The following is a 14,908-nucleotide window of genomic DNA, read 5'->3' as shown; positions in this document are numbered from 1 at the left end:
AGTTCCTAGATCGTAGCGAGCGCCCCGAGGCACCGGCAGCCACGTCACCGGCATCCCGACGAGCGCGGCGCGCTGGTCACCGCAGCGGGCGGAGCTGCGAGCGGCGAAAACCTTCCCGTCGTGCGCCCGGTGCGGGCACAGTGGTGGTGACGGTTCTGCGGAAGGGGCCCAGAGATGGCTGATCCGGACACCGAATCCCACGGTCAGCTGTCGGTGATCGCGCGGCAGATGGAGATGATTCGCGACGAGTTCGTCACCGAGTTGTTCGCCACGATGAAAAAAGAGATCCCCGGCCTGGACTACGACAGCCGAATGCTGGCGTTGTGGCGGGGGAGCCTGACCGAGAACATGGTTGCGGGCATCCACTACCTGGAGCGAGATCCGCCCGAACCGTTCCTGGAAGCTCCGGCGGCCGCTCTGGCCTACGCGCGGGCCGCGGCACAACGCGATGCCCCGCTGTCGGCTCTGGTTCGAGCGCACCGCATCGGGCACGCACAGTTCCTACAGCAGGCGATGCAGTTCGCTGCCCTGATGGAACCCGCCCAGCGGATGCCGGCGGTGATCGAGCTGGTCAACCGCTGCTCGCGCTTCGTGGATGTGGTCGGTGACCAGCTGATCGTGGCCTACGAGCAGGAACACGACCGCTGGGTGAGCCGCCGTAGCGGACTGCAGCAGCAGTGGGTGACCGACGTGCTGTCCGGCACCCCGATCGACGTCCAGCGCGCCGAGATGGTCTTGGGGTACCCGTTGCACGGCGCGCACCTTGCGGCGGTGCTGTGGGCGGACGCCACCGTGACCGCCCACGACGTGGCGGCGATGTTCGACAAGGCCGGGTCGATGATGGCGGGTGAAATGGGTGCCGCGGGACGCTACCTGATGGTGCCGACCGACGAGCGCGAGGCCCGCCTGTGGTTTTCGCCGCTGCCCACCGGGGAAACCGTCCCGGCCGACCCGGTGCGGCTGCGTGCGGCGTTCGAGTCGGCCCGCATCGATGCGAACCTCGCGTGCGGGCGGGTCGAGCACGGACTGGACGGCTTTCGGACCTCGTTGCGGCAAGCCGAACGTGCCAAGACGGTGGCGCTTGCCCGTGGTGACCATCCCCGCCAACGGGTCGTCTGCTACGGCGACGTCGCGCCGATCGCGTTGATGGCCAGCGACCCAGAAGAGCTGCAACGGTTTGTCGCCGACGCGCTGGGCGCCCTCGACACCGACGACGAACGCAACCGCTGGTTGCGCGAGACGCTGCGCGAATTCCTGGTCCGCAACCGCAGCTATGTGGCCACCGCTGAGGCAATGACCCTGCACCGCAACACAATCCAGTATCGGGTCAGCCAGGCGATGAAGCGCTGCGGACAGGACTTCGACGACCCCGTTGCCGTGTTCAGGGTGCAGATGGCGCTCGAGGTCTGCCGGTGGATGGGTCCGACGGTGTTGCGCGGGTCCACGTCGTGAGCACGTTCGTGCTGCGCGCACAAAAGAGGTGGTGAGCTTCGGCGTCGCGACACATGGTATCGGCACGATAATGGACGTTATCGTTCCTTCGTGGACGTCTCGGCTCTCCTGCGCGCGCACCAGCCCGGTGCGCTGTTCTCGCGGAACGTGGGCGTCCATCAACGCCGGGTCGGTGACGAAAACAATTACCATGCAGAGAATTTCGTGCCGTCACCGCCGCCGCAACCGCCCGGGCCGGCCGCCCCCCGATATGCCGCCGAGCCGCTCGTGGGGGATCGGCGTCAAGGCGAGTATTTTCTCGCCCTGTTCAGGCTGAACCTGCGACGCATCGACTACCGGATCGAGAAATGCCGCGCCGCGATCACCTATTCACAGGCCGCCGGCGACATCGAGAACGTCATCGGATTCCGCGACCTGCTGCGGCTCGAGCAGCAGGAGCGGCGGGCGGTCGAAGCGATGATCGTGAATCTGCAGCGACGCTTCCCCGGCCCACACTCCGAAGCTCCGTGATCTGCCCGGCCGGCCGGTAGTTCCGCCGATCGGGCCGCCGCCGGTCCGAGTAGGCATTGCCCGGCCCGATACATTTGGACCCACTGCGTGCTACCTCGGAATTGGAGCCGTCATGGGATTCATGTCACCAGACCTTCCAGACGTCGATCGCGACACCTGGCCAAGCCTGCCGCGGGCCGAACGCCTGCAGGTGGTGACCCGGCACTGGGCCGAGAACGGCTTCGGCACACCGTATGCCGTGTACCTGATCTACCTGCTGAAGATCATCCTGTACGTCGCCGTGCCCGCCGCCGTCATCTCCCTGACTCCCGGCCTGGGCGGCCTGGGCAACATCGCCCAGTGGTGGACGCAGCCCATCGTCTACCAGAAGTTCATCGTGTTCACCCTGCTCTTCGAGGTGCTGGGTTTCGGTTGCGGGTCCGGGCCACTCACCGGTCGCTTCATGCCACCCATCGGTGGATTCCTGTATTGGTTGCGTCCCAACACAATTCGTCTCCCACCGTGGGGCGACAAGGTCCCGTTCACCCGCGGTGACTCCCGTTCCATCGCCGACATCGTGCTCTACGTTGTCGTACTGGCCAGCGGGGTGTGGGCGATGCTGGCACCCGGAGACGGGCCGATCGGCAACGACGGTGATGTGGGTCTGCTCAACCCCGTCCTGGTGATTCCGATCATCGTCGCGCTGGCACTGTTAGGGCTGCGCGACAAGACCATTTTCCTGGCCGCGCGCGGCGAGCACTACTGGCTGAAGTTGTTCGTGTTCTTCTTTCCGTTCACCGACCAGATCGCGGCGTACAAGCTCATCATGCTGTTGCTGTGGTGGGGAGCGGCGACCTCGAAGCTCAATCACCACTTTCCCTACGTCGTGTCGGTGATGACGAGCAACAACGCCCTGCTGCGCAGCAAACTGTTCACCCCGCTCAAGCATCGGCTCTACCTCGACCCTGTCAACGACCTGCGGCCCACCGTGATACCGAAACTGATGGCCCATGTCGGCGGCACCACCGCGGAATTCGTGGTCCCGACGATTCTGGTTTTCGTCGCCGGTGATCAGCCCTGGCGCTGGTTCCTGATCGGGTTCATGGTGATCTTTCACCTCAACATCCTGTCCAACCTCCCGATGGGAGTTCCGTTGGAATGGAACGTGTTCTTCATCTTCTCGCTGTTCTACCTGTTCGGTCACTACGGCTCGGTCCGGGCCACCGACCTCCACTCGCCGCTGCTGCTGGCGCTGGTGCTGACCGCGGCCGCGGTCGCGGTGGCGGGAAATCTGTTCCCGGCCAAGATTTCCTTCCTGCCCGGCATGCGCTACTACGCCGGGAACTGGGCCACCAGTGTGTGGTGTTTCGGCCCCGGCGCGGAGGAAAAGATCGACGCCGAAGTCGTGAAAAGCTCTGCGCTGGTGGTGAATCAGTTGGCCAGGCTCTACGACCCGGCGACCGCTGAGATCATGGCGGACAAAACCGCCGCGTTCCGTGCCATGCACACCCACGGTCGGGCGCTCAACGGGCTGCTGCCCCGCGCGATCGACAACGAGGCCGACTACAAGATCCGCGAAGGTGAGATCGTGGCCGGCCCGCTGGTCGGCTGGAACTTCGGCGAGGGCCACCTGCACAACGAGCAACTGCTCGAGGCGGTCCAGCGTCGGTGCAACTTCGAGGAGGGCGAGGTCCGCGTCGTCGTCCTCGAAGGTCAACCGATCCAGCATCAGAAGCAGTGGTATCGGATCTTCGACGCCAAGACCGGTCTGATCGAGGCGGGTTACGTCAACGTCGCGGACATGCTCACCCGCCAGCCGTGGCCGGAGCCCGGCGACGAGTTCCCCGTCCACGTCACCACCCAAACATCCTCTCCCGCATGACTTCCGCGGTCGTCGTCGGCGCCGGGCCCAATGGGCTGGCCGCCGCGATACAGCTGGCCCGTCAGGGCGTGGACGTGCAGGTGCTCGAGGCCGACGACACCATCGGCGGGGGAGCGCGCTCTGGTGAGTTGACGGTGCCTGGGGTCATCCACGATCACTGCTCGGCGTTTCACCCGCTCGGCGTCGGTTCACCGTTCTGGCAAGAGATCGACCTGCAGAGTTACGGCTTGACGTGGAAATGGCCGGAGGCCGACTGCGCCCATCCGCTCGACGACGGCACGGCCGGTGTGTTGTACCAGTCGATCACCAAGACCGCCAAGGGACTTGGACCCGACCGCAGACGGTGGCGGGCCGCGATCGGCGGTCTGGCGAAAGGTTTCGACAGCCTGGCCGAGGACCTGCTGCGCCCGGTGCTGCACGTGCCGCGCCATCCGCTGCGCCTGGCGCTGTTCGGTCCGCGGGCGGTGCTGCCCGCGACGGCGGTGGCCGGCTGGTTTCGCACCGAGCAGGCGCGCGCCCTCTACGGCGGCGCGGCCGCGCACGCCTACACCCGGTTGAACCGCCCGCTGACCGCTTCGCTGGGGCTGATGATCCTGGCCAGCGGCCACCGGTACGGCTGGCCGGTCGCCGAAGGCGGGTCCGGTTCGATCACCCGCGCGCTGGGGGCGGCGCTGCAGGCGCACGGCGGTCGGGTGACCACCGGCGTGACGGTGACCAGCCGCCGCGACATCCCCAACGCCGACGTCGTAATGCTCGACCTGAGCCCCGCGCAGGTGCTGCAGCTCTACGGCGATGCGATGCCCACTCGGATCAAGCGGTCGTATCGGCGGTATCGGGAAGGGTCGTCGGCGTTCAAAGTCGACTTCGCGATCGAAGGCGACATCCCCTGGACGAACCCCGACTGCGGGCGGGCCGGCACGGTCCATCTGGGTGGCAGCTTCGACGAGATCGCCGACACCGAACTGCAACGCGCGCAGGGCACCATGGTGCCGCGACCGTTCGTCCTGCTCGGCCAGCAGTACCTGGCCGACCCGTCCCGATCGGCGGGCAACATCAACCCGATCTACGCCTACGCCCACGTGCCGTTCGGCTACACCGGAGACGCCACCGCGGCGATCGTCGACCAGATCGAACGATTCGCGCCCGGATTCCGGGAGCGCATCGTCGCCACCGTCAGCACCGGCACCGCCGAGCTGCAGGCGCACAACCCCAGTTTCATCGGCGGCGACATCATCGGCGGCGCCAACGACCGGCTGCAGATCATCTTCCGGCCGCGGATCGCCCTCGACCCGTATGCGATCGGTGTCCCGGGCATCTACCTGTGTTCACAATCCGGCCCACCGGGCGCCGGCATACACGGATTGTGCGGCTATCACGCCGCCGAATCGGCGCTGCGGTGGTTGCGGCAGCGACACTGACGTTCGCGGTGGCCGAATTGTAACTAATCTTCGGTCGAAAAACACGGGGTGCGCGCTTTTCGAACGGTTCGGCCAACCAGCATCGCTATTGTAAGCCCGCCGAATTGACGCGCAATTGCGACGGTAATGTGATCAATCGCGGTATTGCGCTGCATTTCCGGATGCGCATTTCTTCAGCGCACGCTTCGGCGCGCGAATATGCCGCGACGGCAATTTCTGCGCCTGGTGCAAAAACGGCGGATTTATGTCAGCCGTTAGGTCCGGGCGATAAAGGCTGACCGGGCACCGGTCCACCAGTCGGCGCCGGACGGCTCGGGTCGCCCTTGCCGGTCCTGGACATGTCGGTGATCGGCGCGGTTGCCGCTCCACCCTCCGGACCCAGGGCGATCAACGGGGTACCCGCCGGGATAACCGGGGCGACAGGTGCGCCCACCGGAACCGGGGCGCCCACCGGGACGGGTGCGCCCACCGGAACCGGGGCGCCCACGGGCACGGGTGCGCCGACCGGCACGGGTGCGCCGACCGGGACGGGTGCGCCCACCGGGATGGGGCCACCTATGGGCACCACCGCACCGCCGGGACCAGGCACGACCACCGGAACACCGGCCATGCCGGTGATGGGAGCACTGGCAGGACCGCACACACCGGTGGGCGTGGCGCCGGCCGGTGCCGGGCCGCCACCCGGTGCCGGGCCGCCGGCCGGTGCTGGTGCACCACCGGGAACCGCGCCACCCGCGGCCGGGCCGCCTGCGGCTGCGGGCCCGCCCGCTGCTCCCGCGCCGCCGTATGCACAGCACGCCGCGGCCCCGCCGGCACCGGCAAGCGCCGCGCCGTCGGCTGTGCCCGCCATGCCCTGGATGCATCCGTAGCCGCCTGTTTTCAGCGGGACCGCGGCCGCGGCCGGGCTCAGCGAGAGGGCGGCCCCGCACAACCCGGCGCCGACAGCAATAACTTTGATGTTGAATCGATCAAAGATCGTCATCAACGCCAACTCCTTTATCCGTGCTCACATATTTCCTCGTGGTCCCGCAGAACCGCATAGCCGAAGTCTCCGAACGACCGGCCCAATTGTCAGCCGCCGTTGTTCAACACATGACACACCGCGCCGCGCCGTTTCCAAATGGTGACGTTCGCTCGGATTCAGCCCCCGGGACAGTCTGCAAAGAGAATGGCGCGGACACCGTCAAATCCGCGCTGCCTCCCACCGACAGCATCGCCAGGATTGGAGATGAATGCCGCCGAAACGGCGCCAGTCGCCCGCCGGGTAGGTGAGCCGGCAGTCTTACCGGCCCCAGCGACCCCGGTTGCACTGATCTAGGCTGGCCACGAGCGCTTATCAGCGGACACGAAAGAAGACGAGGAGAGACACCGTGACGGTCCGAGTAGGCATCAATGGGTTTGGTCGAATCGGACGCAACTTCTACCGCGCCCTTTTGACCCAGCAGGAGCAGGGCAAAGCCGACGTCGAGGTGGTGGCCGTCAACGACCTCACCGACAACGCCACGCTGGCGCATCTGCTGAAGTTCGACTCGATCCTGGGCCGCCTGCCTGCCGACGTCAGCCTCGACGGCGACGACACCATCGTCGTCGGCGACCACAAGATCAAGGCCCTGGCCGTCAAGGAGGGTCCGTCCGCGCTGCCGTGGGGTGACCTGGGTGTCGACGTCGTCGTCGAGTCCACCGGTATTTTCACCAACGCCGCCAAGGCCAAGGGTCACCTGGACGCCGGGGCCAAGAAGGTGATCATCTCCGCGCCGGCCACCGATGAGGACATCACCATCGTTCTGGGCGTCAACGACGACAAATACGACGGCAGCCAGAACATCATCTCCAACGCCTCGTGCACCACCAACTGCCTGGGACCGGTGGCCAAGGTGCTCAACGACGAATTCGGCATCGTCAAGGGCCTGATGACCACCATCCACGCCTACACCCAGGACCAGAACCTGCAGGACGGCCCGCACAAGGACCTGCGCCGCGCCCGGGCCGCCGCGCTCAACATCGTGCCCACCTCCACCGGAGCGGCTAAGGCCATCGGCCTGGTGCTGCCGGAGTTGAAGGGCAAGCTGGACGGGTATGCACTGCGGGTGCCGATCCCGACCGGATCGGTCACCGACCTGACCGCGGAGCTGTCGAAGTCGGCCAGCGCCGACGAGATCAACGCCGCGTTCAAGGCCGCGGCCGACGGACCGCTCAAGGGCATCCTGAAGTACTACGACGCCCCGATCGTGTCCTCCGACATCGTCACCGACCCGCACAGCTCGATCTTCGACTCCGGCCTGACCAAGGTCATCGACAACCAAGCCAAGGTCGTGTCCTGGTACGACAACGAGTGGGGCTACTCCAACCGCCTCGTCGACCTGGTCGAGCTCGTCGGCAAGTCGCTCTAGCCGTGAGCATCCCGACCCTCGAAGACCTTCTCGCCGAAGGTGTTTCAGGTCGCGGTGTGCTGGTGCGCTCCGATCTGAACGTGCCTCTCGACGATGACGGCAACATCACCGACCCCGGCCGCATCACCGCTTCGGTGCCCACGCTGCAGGCGTTGCTCGACGCCGGCGCCAAACTGGTGGTCACCGCGCACCTCGGCCGGCCCAAGGACGGGCCGGACCCCAAATACTCGCTGGCGCCGGTCGCCAAGGCGCTGGGCGAACAACTCGGTCGGCACGTCCAGCTGGCCGGGGATGTCGTCGGTACCGACGCGCTGGCCCGGGCCGAGGGTCTGACCGACGGCGACATCCTGCTGCTGGAGAACATCCGCTTCGACAAACGTGAGACCAGCAAGGACGACGACGAACGCCTGGCGCTGGCTAAACAACTCGCCGAATTGGTCAGTCCCGGAGGGGCTTTCGTCTCCGACGGGTTCGGTGTGGTGCACCGCAAGCAAGCCTCGGTGTACGACGTCGCCACCCTGCTGCCGCACTACGCGGGCAAACTCGTCGCCGACGAGATCAAGGTGCTCGAGCAGCTGACCAGTTCCACTGAGCGGCCCTACGCCGTGGTGTTGGGCGGCTCGAAGGTGTCCGACAAGCTCGGTGTCATCGAGTCGCTGGCGACCAAAGCCGACAGCATCGTCATCGGCGGCGGGATGTGCTTCACATTCCTTGCCGCACAAGGTTATTCGGTCGGCAAATCGCTGCTCGAAGAGGAGATGGTCGACACCTGCAGCAAGTTGTTGGAGACCTACCACGACGTGCTGCGACTGCCGGTGGACATCGTGGCCACCGAGAAGTTCGACGCCGATTCGCCGCCGCAGACCGTGGCCGCCAACGAAATTCCCGACGACCTGATCGGCCTGGACATCGGACCCGGTTCGGTGAAGAGGTTCACCACGCTACTGTCCAACGCGCAGACCGTCTTCTGGAACGGCCCGATGGGGGTGTTCGAGTTCCCGGCCTACGCGGAAGGCACGCGCGGAGTTGCCGAAGCGATCGTCGCGGCGACCGGCAAAGGCGCGTTCAGCGTCGTCGGCGGCGGCGACTCCGCAGCGGCGGTCCGCGCGCTGGGCATTGCCGAGGACGACTTCTCGCACATCTCCACCGGCGGGGGCGCGTCGCTGGAATATCTCGAGGGCAAGACACTTCCGGGCATCGAGGTGCTGGGTCAGGCCCAGCCCGAGCAAGACTAAGAAGGGCAAACAGTAGTGAGTCGCAAGCCGCTGATCGCCGGCAACTGGAAGATGAACCTCAATCACTTCGAGGCGATCGCGCTGGTCCAGAAGATCGCATTCGCGTTGCCGGACAAGTACTTCGACAAGGTCGACGTCACCGTGATCCCACCGTTCACCGATCTGCGCAGTGTGCAGACCCTGGTCGACGGCGACAAACTACGCCTCACCTACGGGGCGCAGGACTTGTCGCAACACGACTCCGGTGCCTACACCGGGGAGATCAGCGGGGCCTTCCTGGCCAAGCTGGGCTGCACGTTCGTCGTCGTCGGACACTCCGAGCGGCGCACCTATCACGACGAAGACGACGCGTTGGTGGCCGCCAAGGCCGCCGCCGCGCTCAAGCACGAACTGACCCCGATCGTCTGCATCGGCGAGCACCTCGAGGTCCGCGAGGCCGGAAATCACGTGTCGCACAACGTCGAACAGCTCCGCGGCTCGTTGGCCGGGTTGTCGAACGAGCAGATCGAGAAGGTCGTGATCGCCTACGAGCCGGTCTGGGCGATCGGCACCGGGCGGGTGGCCAGCTCGGCCGACGCCCAAGAGGTGTGTGCGGCGATCCGCGAGGAGCTGGGAAAGATCGCTTCACCGGAGATCGCCGAGGTGGTGCGGGTGCTCTACGGCGGTTCGGTGAACGCCAAGAACGTGGGCGACCTTGTCGCGCAACAGGACATCGACGGCGGCCTGGTGGGTGGGGCGTCGCTGGACGGCGAGCAGTTCGCGACGCTGGCGGCGATCGCTGCCGGGGGCCCGCTGCCCTGACCCCGCTGCCCTACGGCAGCGGGACCCGCCCTACCGGTGCGCGGTCAGCCTGCCGTATTTCCCGGCCCGGACTATGGCGTGCGATCGCCACAATTGGCGCTGCATCGAGTCGAACACGTGGTCCGCAATGGATTTCGCGAGCTGCAACTGCTCGCTGGTGAGCGGCCCGGGCGCGCTGATGACGACACTGTCCCCGTCCGATCCGGTCGGCGGGTCATGCCGGCCGGCCAGATAGTCCAACCGGCCGCCGGTCTCGCTTTCCGCCGCCAACGCCAGCGGGCGCGTCTGGGCGAAGAATTCTTCGCCGGTCGATTCCAGCGCCACCAGCATCCACCAACGCAGTACCGGATCTTCTTGTTGCAGAGCGATTTTGGCGAACTCGATCATGTTCTGCCGGTGCACGTCCATGTCTGGATCGAAGAACAGCCACTCCAGCGCGTCACTGGCGGTGTGGTCGAGTAGGTCGTCGAGTCCGAGCGCATCCCAGTCCGACAAGAAGAGCTGGCTGTGCTCGGACAGTCGCGAAGCCCACGCGTTGACCTCATGCTGCGCCGCGGACGACGGTTCGTCGAACGTCATCGCGTATTTGGTCAGGTCGCGGTAGCCGAGGATGTCCATCACCCACATCGGGATGAATTGACGAAGTTTGTCCGCGGGACCGTGTTGGTCGCTGCGCAGCCAGTCGTAGAACGGGTGCGCGCGCAATTTGTTCTTGTGCTCTTCGATGTAGGACACCAGCTCGGCGTCGCGGTCGTCACGGGGGGCGACGACCAGCGCGGGTGCTGTCCAGTCGTCGCGGGCCAGCGCGGGCGGTTCCGGACGACGCGGGACGGTGCCGTTGTCGAGGTAGGCGTTCGCGTAATGCAGGAATCCGTCGAAGATGTCGTCGAAGATGCCGAACATGCGCTGGCAGGCCTCGGCCGCACGCTCGCGGCGCCCAGGGTCCAGCGAGACCGTTTCGAAGATGCCTTCGGTATTCCCGACGTGCCCCGACTCCAAATCCAGGTGGTACGGGCCGAAATAGCGGTATTCCAGTCCGGTTTTGCTCGACAGCGTGGCCGCGACCCGGGCCGTATTGCTGAGCATGACGTGACCCGTCGCTTCTCCGGCCTCGGAGTGCCCGAACCGGATCAACGCATCGTCACCGTCGTCGACGACCAGCCTGATGAACTCGATTCCACTGCGGCGGAACGGTTCCTGATCCGGAGACAGAAACAACCACCACAGCGTGTCGCTGGTGCGCCAGCCCAAGCGTGTGTCCAATTCGAGCTTGCGCCAATCCTCGAGAAACATCTTGGAATGCTTCTCGTCTTCCAGGGTGCCGAGATTGATCACCCATTCGTATTCGGTGTGCGGCTCGGGGAACCGCAGCACCCACCGGTTCATGTCCCGGAACTGCATGATGAACAGTGCGCCCGCCGGACCGATGGACAACCGGTCCTGGGCTGGGACCCGATCGCTGGTCAGCCAGTCGAAGAACGCGTGTCCTCTGACCGCTTGTTGCCCTGCATCCCGCAGACGCATCACATGTTTCATTGCGAGGTCATTCCTTCGCTGACTTCATCCACCGATTGTTGAACCGCTACGCGCCGCGGACCTTTCGCAAAAGGTGCGGCAATTGTACGTCCGCGCAACGCGAGCCGAACATCGGACAGGAGTCACCCGCGAACGCGGCGGGAACTCGTCGATTCTGTTTACCCCAATTCGCCCATTTCTATGTGTTGCATGAGAAAGTAGCTGTGCAGCGGGCAGCGCTGATCTGGCTTTCTCGGTAGCAACCCGGGGGAGGAGGTGGACTCGGTGGTGATGATCGACCACGACGACAGGCGCGAAGATTCCGCGGGCGATGTGCCCGCCGAGACCAGCCAGCCGACACCTGACGAAAACTGCGCGCTCGAGTCGATGCTCGCCGGACGCGCGAGCGGCCGCGATGCCGAGCTGTTACGCGCCGTGTTCGCGCAGGCCGGAATCGGGGTCGGCCTCTCCGACATGGCCGGCAAGATCCTGGTGGTCAACACCGCATTTGCCCGCATGTTCGGTTACGAGGTCGAAGAATTCGTCAAACTGCACATCACCGACCTCAACCACCCGGACGACACCTCGGAGACCTGGCAGCAGTACGCGGCGTTGATGCGCGGTGACGTCGACCGGGTCAGCCTGGAGAAACCGCACCTGCATCGCGACGGACACACCATATGGAACAGCGTCAACGTCTCGCTGGTCCGGGACGCCAACGGCGTCCCCATCCACACCGTGGCGATGTTCGAGGACGTCACCGATCGTCACCAGCTCGAACAGCAACTGCGCCACCAGGCTCTCTTCGATCCGCTCACCGGTCTGCCGAACCGGGTGCAGTTCTTCGAGCGTCTCGGTGCCGCGTTCGACAATCCGCATTCGCGGGTCGGGATCTGCTACATCGACCTGGACTGCTTCAAGGATGTCAACGACACCCTGGGCCACGACATCGGCGACAAGGTCCTGGTCAAGGTCGCCGACCGACTTTCGTTGTGCCTGCAGCGATCTGAACAGATGGTCGCGCGGCTGGGCGGCGACGAATTCGTGTTCTTCGTACCAGAACCCAGTGGCACCAACGAGGTCACCGAGCTGGCCGACTCGGTGCTGCGGGTCCTGGAGTCGCCCTTCGACATCGACGGGCACCTGATCAACATCTCCGCCAGCGTGGGCGTCATGGAGCAGGAAGTCTCCGAGATGTCCCAGGTCGACCTGATGAAGGGAGCCGACATCACGCTGGCGCGGGCCAAGCAGGCCGGCCGCAACCGATGGGCGCTGTATGACCGCGACCACGACAACACCCCGATCTACAAGGCGCTGGACCGCGGTGAGTTCTTCCTCCTGTACCAGCCGATCGTGCGGCTGTCCGACAACGCCATCATCGGCGCCGAGGCCCTGCTGCGGTGGGCGCACCCCACGCTGGGCACGCTGCTTCCCGAGCGATTCATCAATCTGGCCGAGCGGAACGGGATGATCGTGCCGCTCACCACGTTCGTCGTCGAACAAGCCTGCCGCGACCTGCGTGCCTGGCATGCGGGCGTCACCGCCGACCCGTTGCCGTTCGTCAGTGTCAACGTCTCCGTGCGCAGCATCTGCGCTGCCGGCTTCATCTCGGTGGTCAAGAATGCCGTGCAGGACAGCGGGCTGCCGTCACACGCGTTGCAGCTGGAACTGACCGAGAATGCGATCCTCGGCAAAGACGAGACGTCGGTGACGCGGTTGCAGCAGCTGTCGGCGATGGGCGTGGCGATCGCCATCGACGACTTCGGCACCGGCTTCTCCAGCCTGGCCTACCTGCGCAACCTGCCGGTGGACGTGGTCAAGCTGGCCGGTGAGTTCATCAAGAACATCGGTGGCAACATCCACGGCAGGCTGGCCGACGAGCAGATCACCCGGGCGATGATCGACCTGGCTCACACGCTGGGCCTCAGCGTCACCGCGGAGCAAGTCGAGACCGCCAGTCAGGCCGCCCGGTTGCGGGCCTTCGGCTGCGACGCCGCGCAAGGCTGGCACTTCGCCAGGCCGATGCCCGCCGACGAATTGTTCGGACGCTGAGCGGCGGCGCCGCGAACGTGTCGCTACTGCGAATATCCGGCCCGATTTTCGCAGCCGCAACACACTCGGCGAACCTGCCTGTGGCCCCCTTCGCCGAACGTGTAACCGTTGCCAAATCCAGGCCGAAATTTCGCAACAGCGACACGCTCGGCGCTCACCACCACGCCATGTTGTCTTGACCACTTGACAATGGGGGCCTGATTTTCGCAGCGGCAACACACTCGGCGAGCGGTTGCCGCTAGCTCACTTGTATTTGATCAGCAGCGCCATGCCGATGATCGACACCAGCCAGATTCCGGTGATGAACAGCGTCAACCGGTCCAGGTTCTTCTCGACGACGGTCGAACCGGACAGGCTGGACTGCACTCCGCCACCGAACAGTGTCGACAGGCCGCCGCCCTTGGCGCGGTGCAGCAGCACCAGCAACACGACCAGCACGCTGGTGACCACCAGGGTGATCTGCAGGGCCAACTCCATAACGGGCAGCCTACCGAACGTGGCCGGACGGGCCGCGACCGCCAGGCTCAGTTGGGCGGACCAACCACCAGCGTCACCGGCACGGTGCGACTGACCTGCCCGCCGTCCAGGTAGGTGACCATCACGGTTTCGTCGGGACGACGCCGGTCCAGCACGTCGGTGAGGACGGTTGCGTCGGGCACCTGCGTGCCGTCGATCGCCGTGATGACGTCGCCGCCGTCCAGGCCCGCCGCCTCGGCGGGTGAGCCGCGCAGGACGCCTTCGACGGGGACGCCCCCGCCGCGGCTGTTGCTGACCGCCACACCGAGGATGGCCGTCGGGCCGACATGGATCGACCCGGCAGGCGTGCCGGAGCGGACGGCGTCGGCGATCCCCAGCGCGCGATTGAGCGGGATGGCAAAGCCGCCGGTGCTGACCATCTGGTAGGTCTCCGAGGCGGCGGTGACGATTCCGACGACCTGGCCGTTGCGGTCGACCAGGGGGCCGCCGGAATTGCCGGGCCGGACGTTGGCGCCGAACTCGATGAGGTCGCTGAGTTGCTCGCTGCTGCCGGTGGTTCGATCGTTGGCGACGATGCTCTGGCCGAGCGCCCGGACAGCCCCGCCCGCCGGGGTCAATCCGCCGCCCTCGGGGAATCCGACCGCGGTCACCGGGTCGCCGACTCGCACGCTCGAGGAATCCGTGGTGGGAGCGACGGGCAAGCCGGCCGCACCGCGCAGTTGCAGGACGGCGATGTCACTCTTGCGGTCGTACCCGAGCACGTCGGCCGCGTAGGCCTGCCCGTTGCCCACGTTGGTCACCGTGATGTCCGTGGCGCCCCGGATGACGTGGTTGTTGGTCAGCACGACGCCGTCCGGGCTCAGCACGATCCCGGTGCCGGTGCCGGTCGCCCGTTCGAACGGGATGTTGGTATCGATCCGCACGACGCCCGGCTCGACGCGGGTGGTGTCGACGACGAGGCTCGGTGCCGTCTTGATGCCGTCGTGCGGTCGCCCGCCCGACGACACGTCGGCGGAAGCCTCGGGTGTGGCGGTAGTGAGTCCGGCGGTGGTGAGAACCAGGACGAGCATCAGCAGGTAGCGGCTGATCCGCGCGCGCAGCGCCCCTGCTGGGTGACGCCCATTGGTCGAAAGCATGTCTGGTTCCTTTGGTTACTGGGTCAAAGCGACGGTTGGCGTCCTTTACCCAGGCCCGAGC

12 protein-coding genes and 1 pseudogene are annotated in these 14,908 nt (G+C 66.0%); 9 read left to right on the top strand and 4 right to left on the bottom strand.

The window, feature by feature from the left end; translation table 11 throughout:
• The first annotated feature begins 174 nt into the window (after positions 1-174).
• From AC5Y4D_RS07475 to AC5Y4D_RS07460, 4 genes are all read left to right on the top strand, one after another.
• Positions 175-1,452 (top strand): PucR family transcriptional regulator, encoded by a 1,278-nt coding sequence (locus AC5Y4D_RS07475; RefSeq protein ID WP_499944521.1) that lies wholly within the window; start codon positions 175-177, stop codon positions 1,450-1,452.
• Between the two features lie 90 nt (positions 1,453-1,542).
• Complete coding sequence (locus AC5Y4D_RS07470) at positions 1,543-1,962, top strand: hypothetical protein (RefSeq protein WP_499944522.1); 420 nt, start codon at positions 1,543-1,545, stop codon at positions 1,960-1,962.
• A 112-nt stretch (positions 1,963-2,074) separates the two neighbouring features.
• On the top strand, positions 2,075-3,823 hold the full coding sequence (locus AC5Y4D_RS07465; protein WP_499944523.1) for a DUF3556 domain-containing protein: 1,749 nt from the start codon (positions 2,075-2,077) through the stop codon (positions 3,821-3,823).
• A complete protein-coding gene (locus tag AC5Y4D_RS07460) occupies positions 3,820-5,241 on the top strand; it encodes a phytoene desaturase family protein (protein ID WP_499944524.1) in 1,422 nt (473 codons plus the stop codon). Before AC5Y4D_RS07465 ends, AC5Y4D_RS07460 begins: the two co-directional genes overlap by 4 nt.
• Positions 5,242-5,488: 247 nt before the next feature.
• On the opposite strand, the gene AC5Y4D_RS07455 is transcribed toward AC5Y4D_RS07460, so the two are convergent.
• Positions 5,489-6,223: a beta-xylosidase gene (locus AC5Y4D_RS07455; RefSeq protein ID WP_499944525.1), complete on the bottom strand. Its 735-nt coding sequence runs from the start codon at positions 6,221-6,223 to the stop codon at positions 5,489-5,491.
• 388 nt (positions 6,224-6,611) lie between these two features.
• Between AC5Y4D_RS07455 and gap the strand changes: the two genes are divergently transcribed.
• Genes gap through tpiA form a run of 3 tightly spaced genes read left to right on the top strand, consistent with a single transcriptional unit; the run spans position 6,612 to position 9,667 of the window.
• Positions 6,612-7,631 carry a type I glyceraldehyde-3-phosphate dehydrogenase gene (gene gap / locus AC5Y4D_RS07450; RefSeq protein WP_499944526.1) on the top strand — a complete coding sequence of 340 codons (1,020 nt, stop codon included), beginning with the start codon at positions 6,612-6,614 and terminating at the stop codon, positions 7,629-7,631.
• Positions 7,632-7,633: 2 nt separating this feature from the next.
• The gene (locus AC5Y4D_RS07445) at positions 7,634-8,866 is read left to right on the top strand and encodes a phosphoglycerate kinase (protein ID WP_499944527.1); all 1,233 of its coding nucleotides are present in this window, start codon (positions 7,634-7,636) and stop codon (positions 8,864-8,866) included.
• 15 nt (positions 8,867-8,881) lie between these two features.
• On the top strand, positions 8,882-9,667 hold the full coding sequence (gene tpiA / locus AC5Y4D_RS07440) for a triose-phosphate isomerase (RefSeq protein WP_499944528.1): 786 nt from the start codon (positions 8,882-8,884) through the stop codon (positions 9,665-9,667).
• A 30-nt stretch (positions 9,668-9,697) separates the two neighbouring features.
• On the opposite strand, the gene AC5Y4D_RS07435 is transcribed toward tpiA, so the two are convergent.
• A complete protein-coding gene (locus AC5Y4D_RS07435; protein ID WP_500036878.1) occupies positions 9,698-11,191 on the bottom strand; it encodes a hypothetical protein in 1,494 nt (497 codons plus the stop codon).
• A 282-nt stretch (positions 11,192-11,473) separates the two neighbouring features.
• On the opposite strand from AC5Y4D_RS07435, the pseudogene AC5Y4D_RS07430 reads away from it, so the two are divergent.
• Positions 11,474-11,959 (top strand): annotated as a pseudogene (locus tag AC5Y4D_RS07430) (PAS domain-containing protein); the annotation flags it as partial.
• Positions 11,960-11,968: 9 nt separating this feature from the next.
• Positions 11,969-13,234 carry a putative bifunctional diguanylate cyclase/phosphodiesterase gene (locus tag AC5Y4D_RS07425; protein ID WP_500036910.1) on the top strand — a complete coding sequence of 422 codons (1,266 nt, stop codon included), beginning with the start codon at positions 11,969-11,971 and terminating at the stop codon, positions 13,232-13,234.
• 243 nt (positions 13,235-13,477) lie between these two features.
• On the opposite strand, the gene secG is transcribed toward AC5Y4D_RS07425, so the two are convergent.
• The gene (gene secG / locus AC5Y4D_RS07420) at positions 13,478-13,711 is read right to left on the bottom strand and encodes a preprotein translocase subunit SecG (RefSeq protein ID WP_499944530.1); all 234 of its coding nucleotides are present in this window, start codon (positions 13,709-13,711) and stop codon (positions 13,478-13,480) included.
• 47 nt (positions 13,712-13,758) lie between these two features.
• A complete protein-coding gene (locus AC5Y4D_RS07415) occupies positions 13,759-14,847 on the bottom strand; it encodes a S1C family serine protease (RefSeq protein WP_499944531.1) in 1,089 nt (362 codons plus the stop codon).
• Between the last annotated feature and the right edge of the window lie 61 nt (positions 14,848-14,908).

Source organism: Mycobacterium sp. NGS67, assembly GCF_059812185.1.
Note: the sequence above shows the minus strand (reverse complement) of the source record. Positions and strands in the feature narration are given on the sequence as shown.

Bases quoted from the DNA above. Each gene is read 5' to 3' on its own strand.
- AC5Y4D_RS07475 (WP_499944521.1), top strand. From the start codon at position 175: ATGGCTGATCCGGACACCGAATCCCACGGTCAGCTGTCGGTGATCGCG.
- AC5Y4D_RS07465 (WP_499944523.1), top strand. From the start codon at position 2,075: ATGGGATTCATGTCACCAGACCTTCCAGACGTCGATCGCGACACCTGG.
- AC5Y4D_RS07460 (WP_499944524.1), top strand. From the start codon at position 3,820: ATGACTTCCGCGGTCGTCGTCGGCGCCGGGCCCAATGGGCTGGCCGCC.
- AC5Y4D_RS07455 (WP_499944525.1), bottom strand. From the start codon at position 6,223: ATGACGATCTTTGATCGATTCAACATCAAAGTTATTGCTGTCGGCGCC.
- AC5Y4D_RS07435 (WP_500036878.1), bottom strand. From the start codon at position 11,191: ATGCGTCTGCGGGATGCAGGGCAACAAGCGGTCAGAGGACACGCGTTC.
- secG (WP_499944530.1), bottom strand. From the start codon at position 13,711: ATGGAGTTGGCCCTGCAGATCACCCTGGTGGTCACCAGCGTGCTGGTC.
- AC5Y4D_RS07415 (WP_499944531.1), bottom strand. From the start codon at position 14,847: ATGCTTTCGACCAATGGGCGTCACCCAGCAGGGGCGCTGCGCGCGCGG.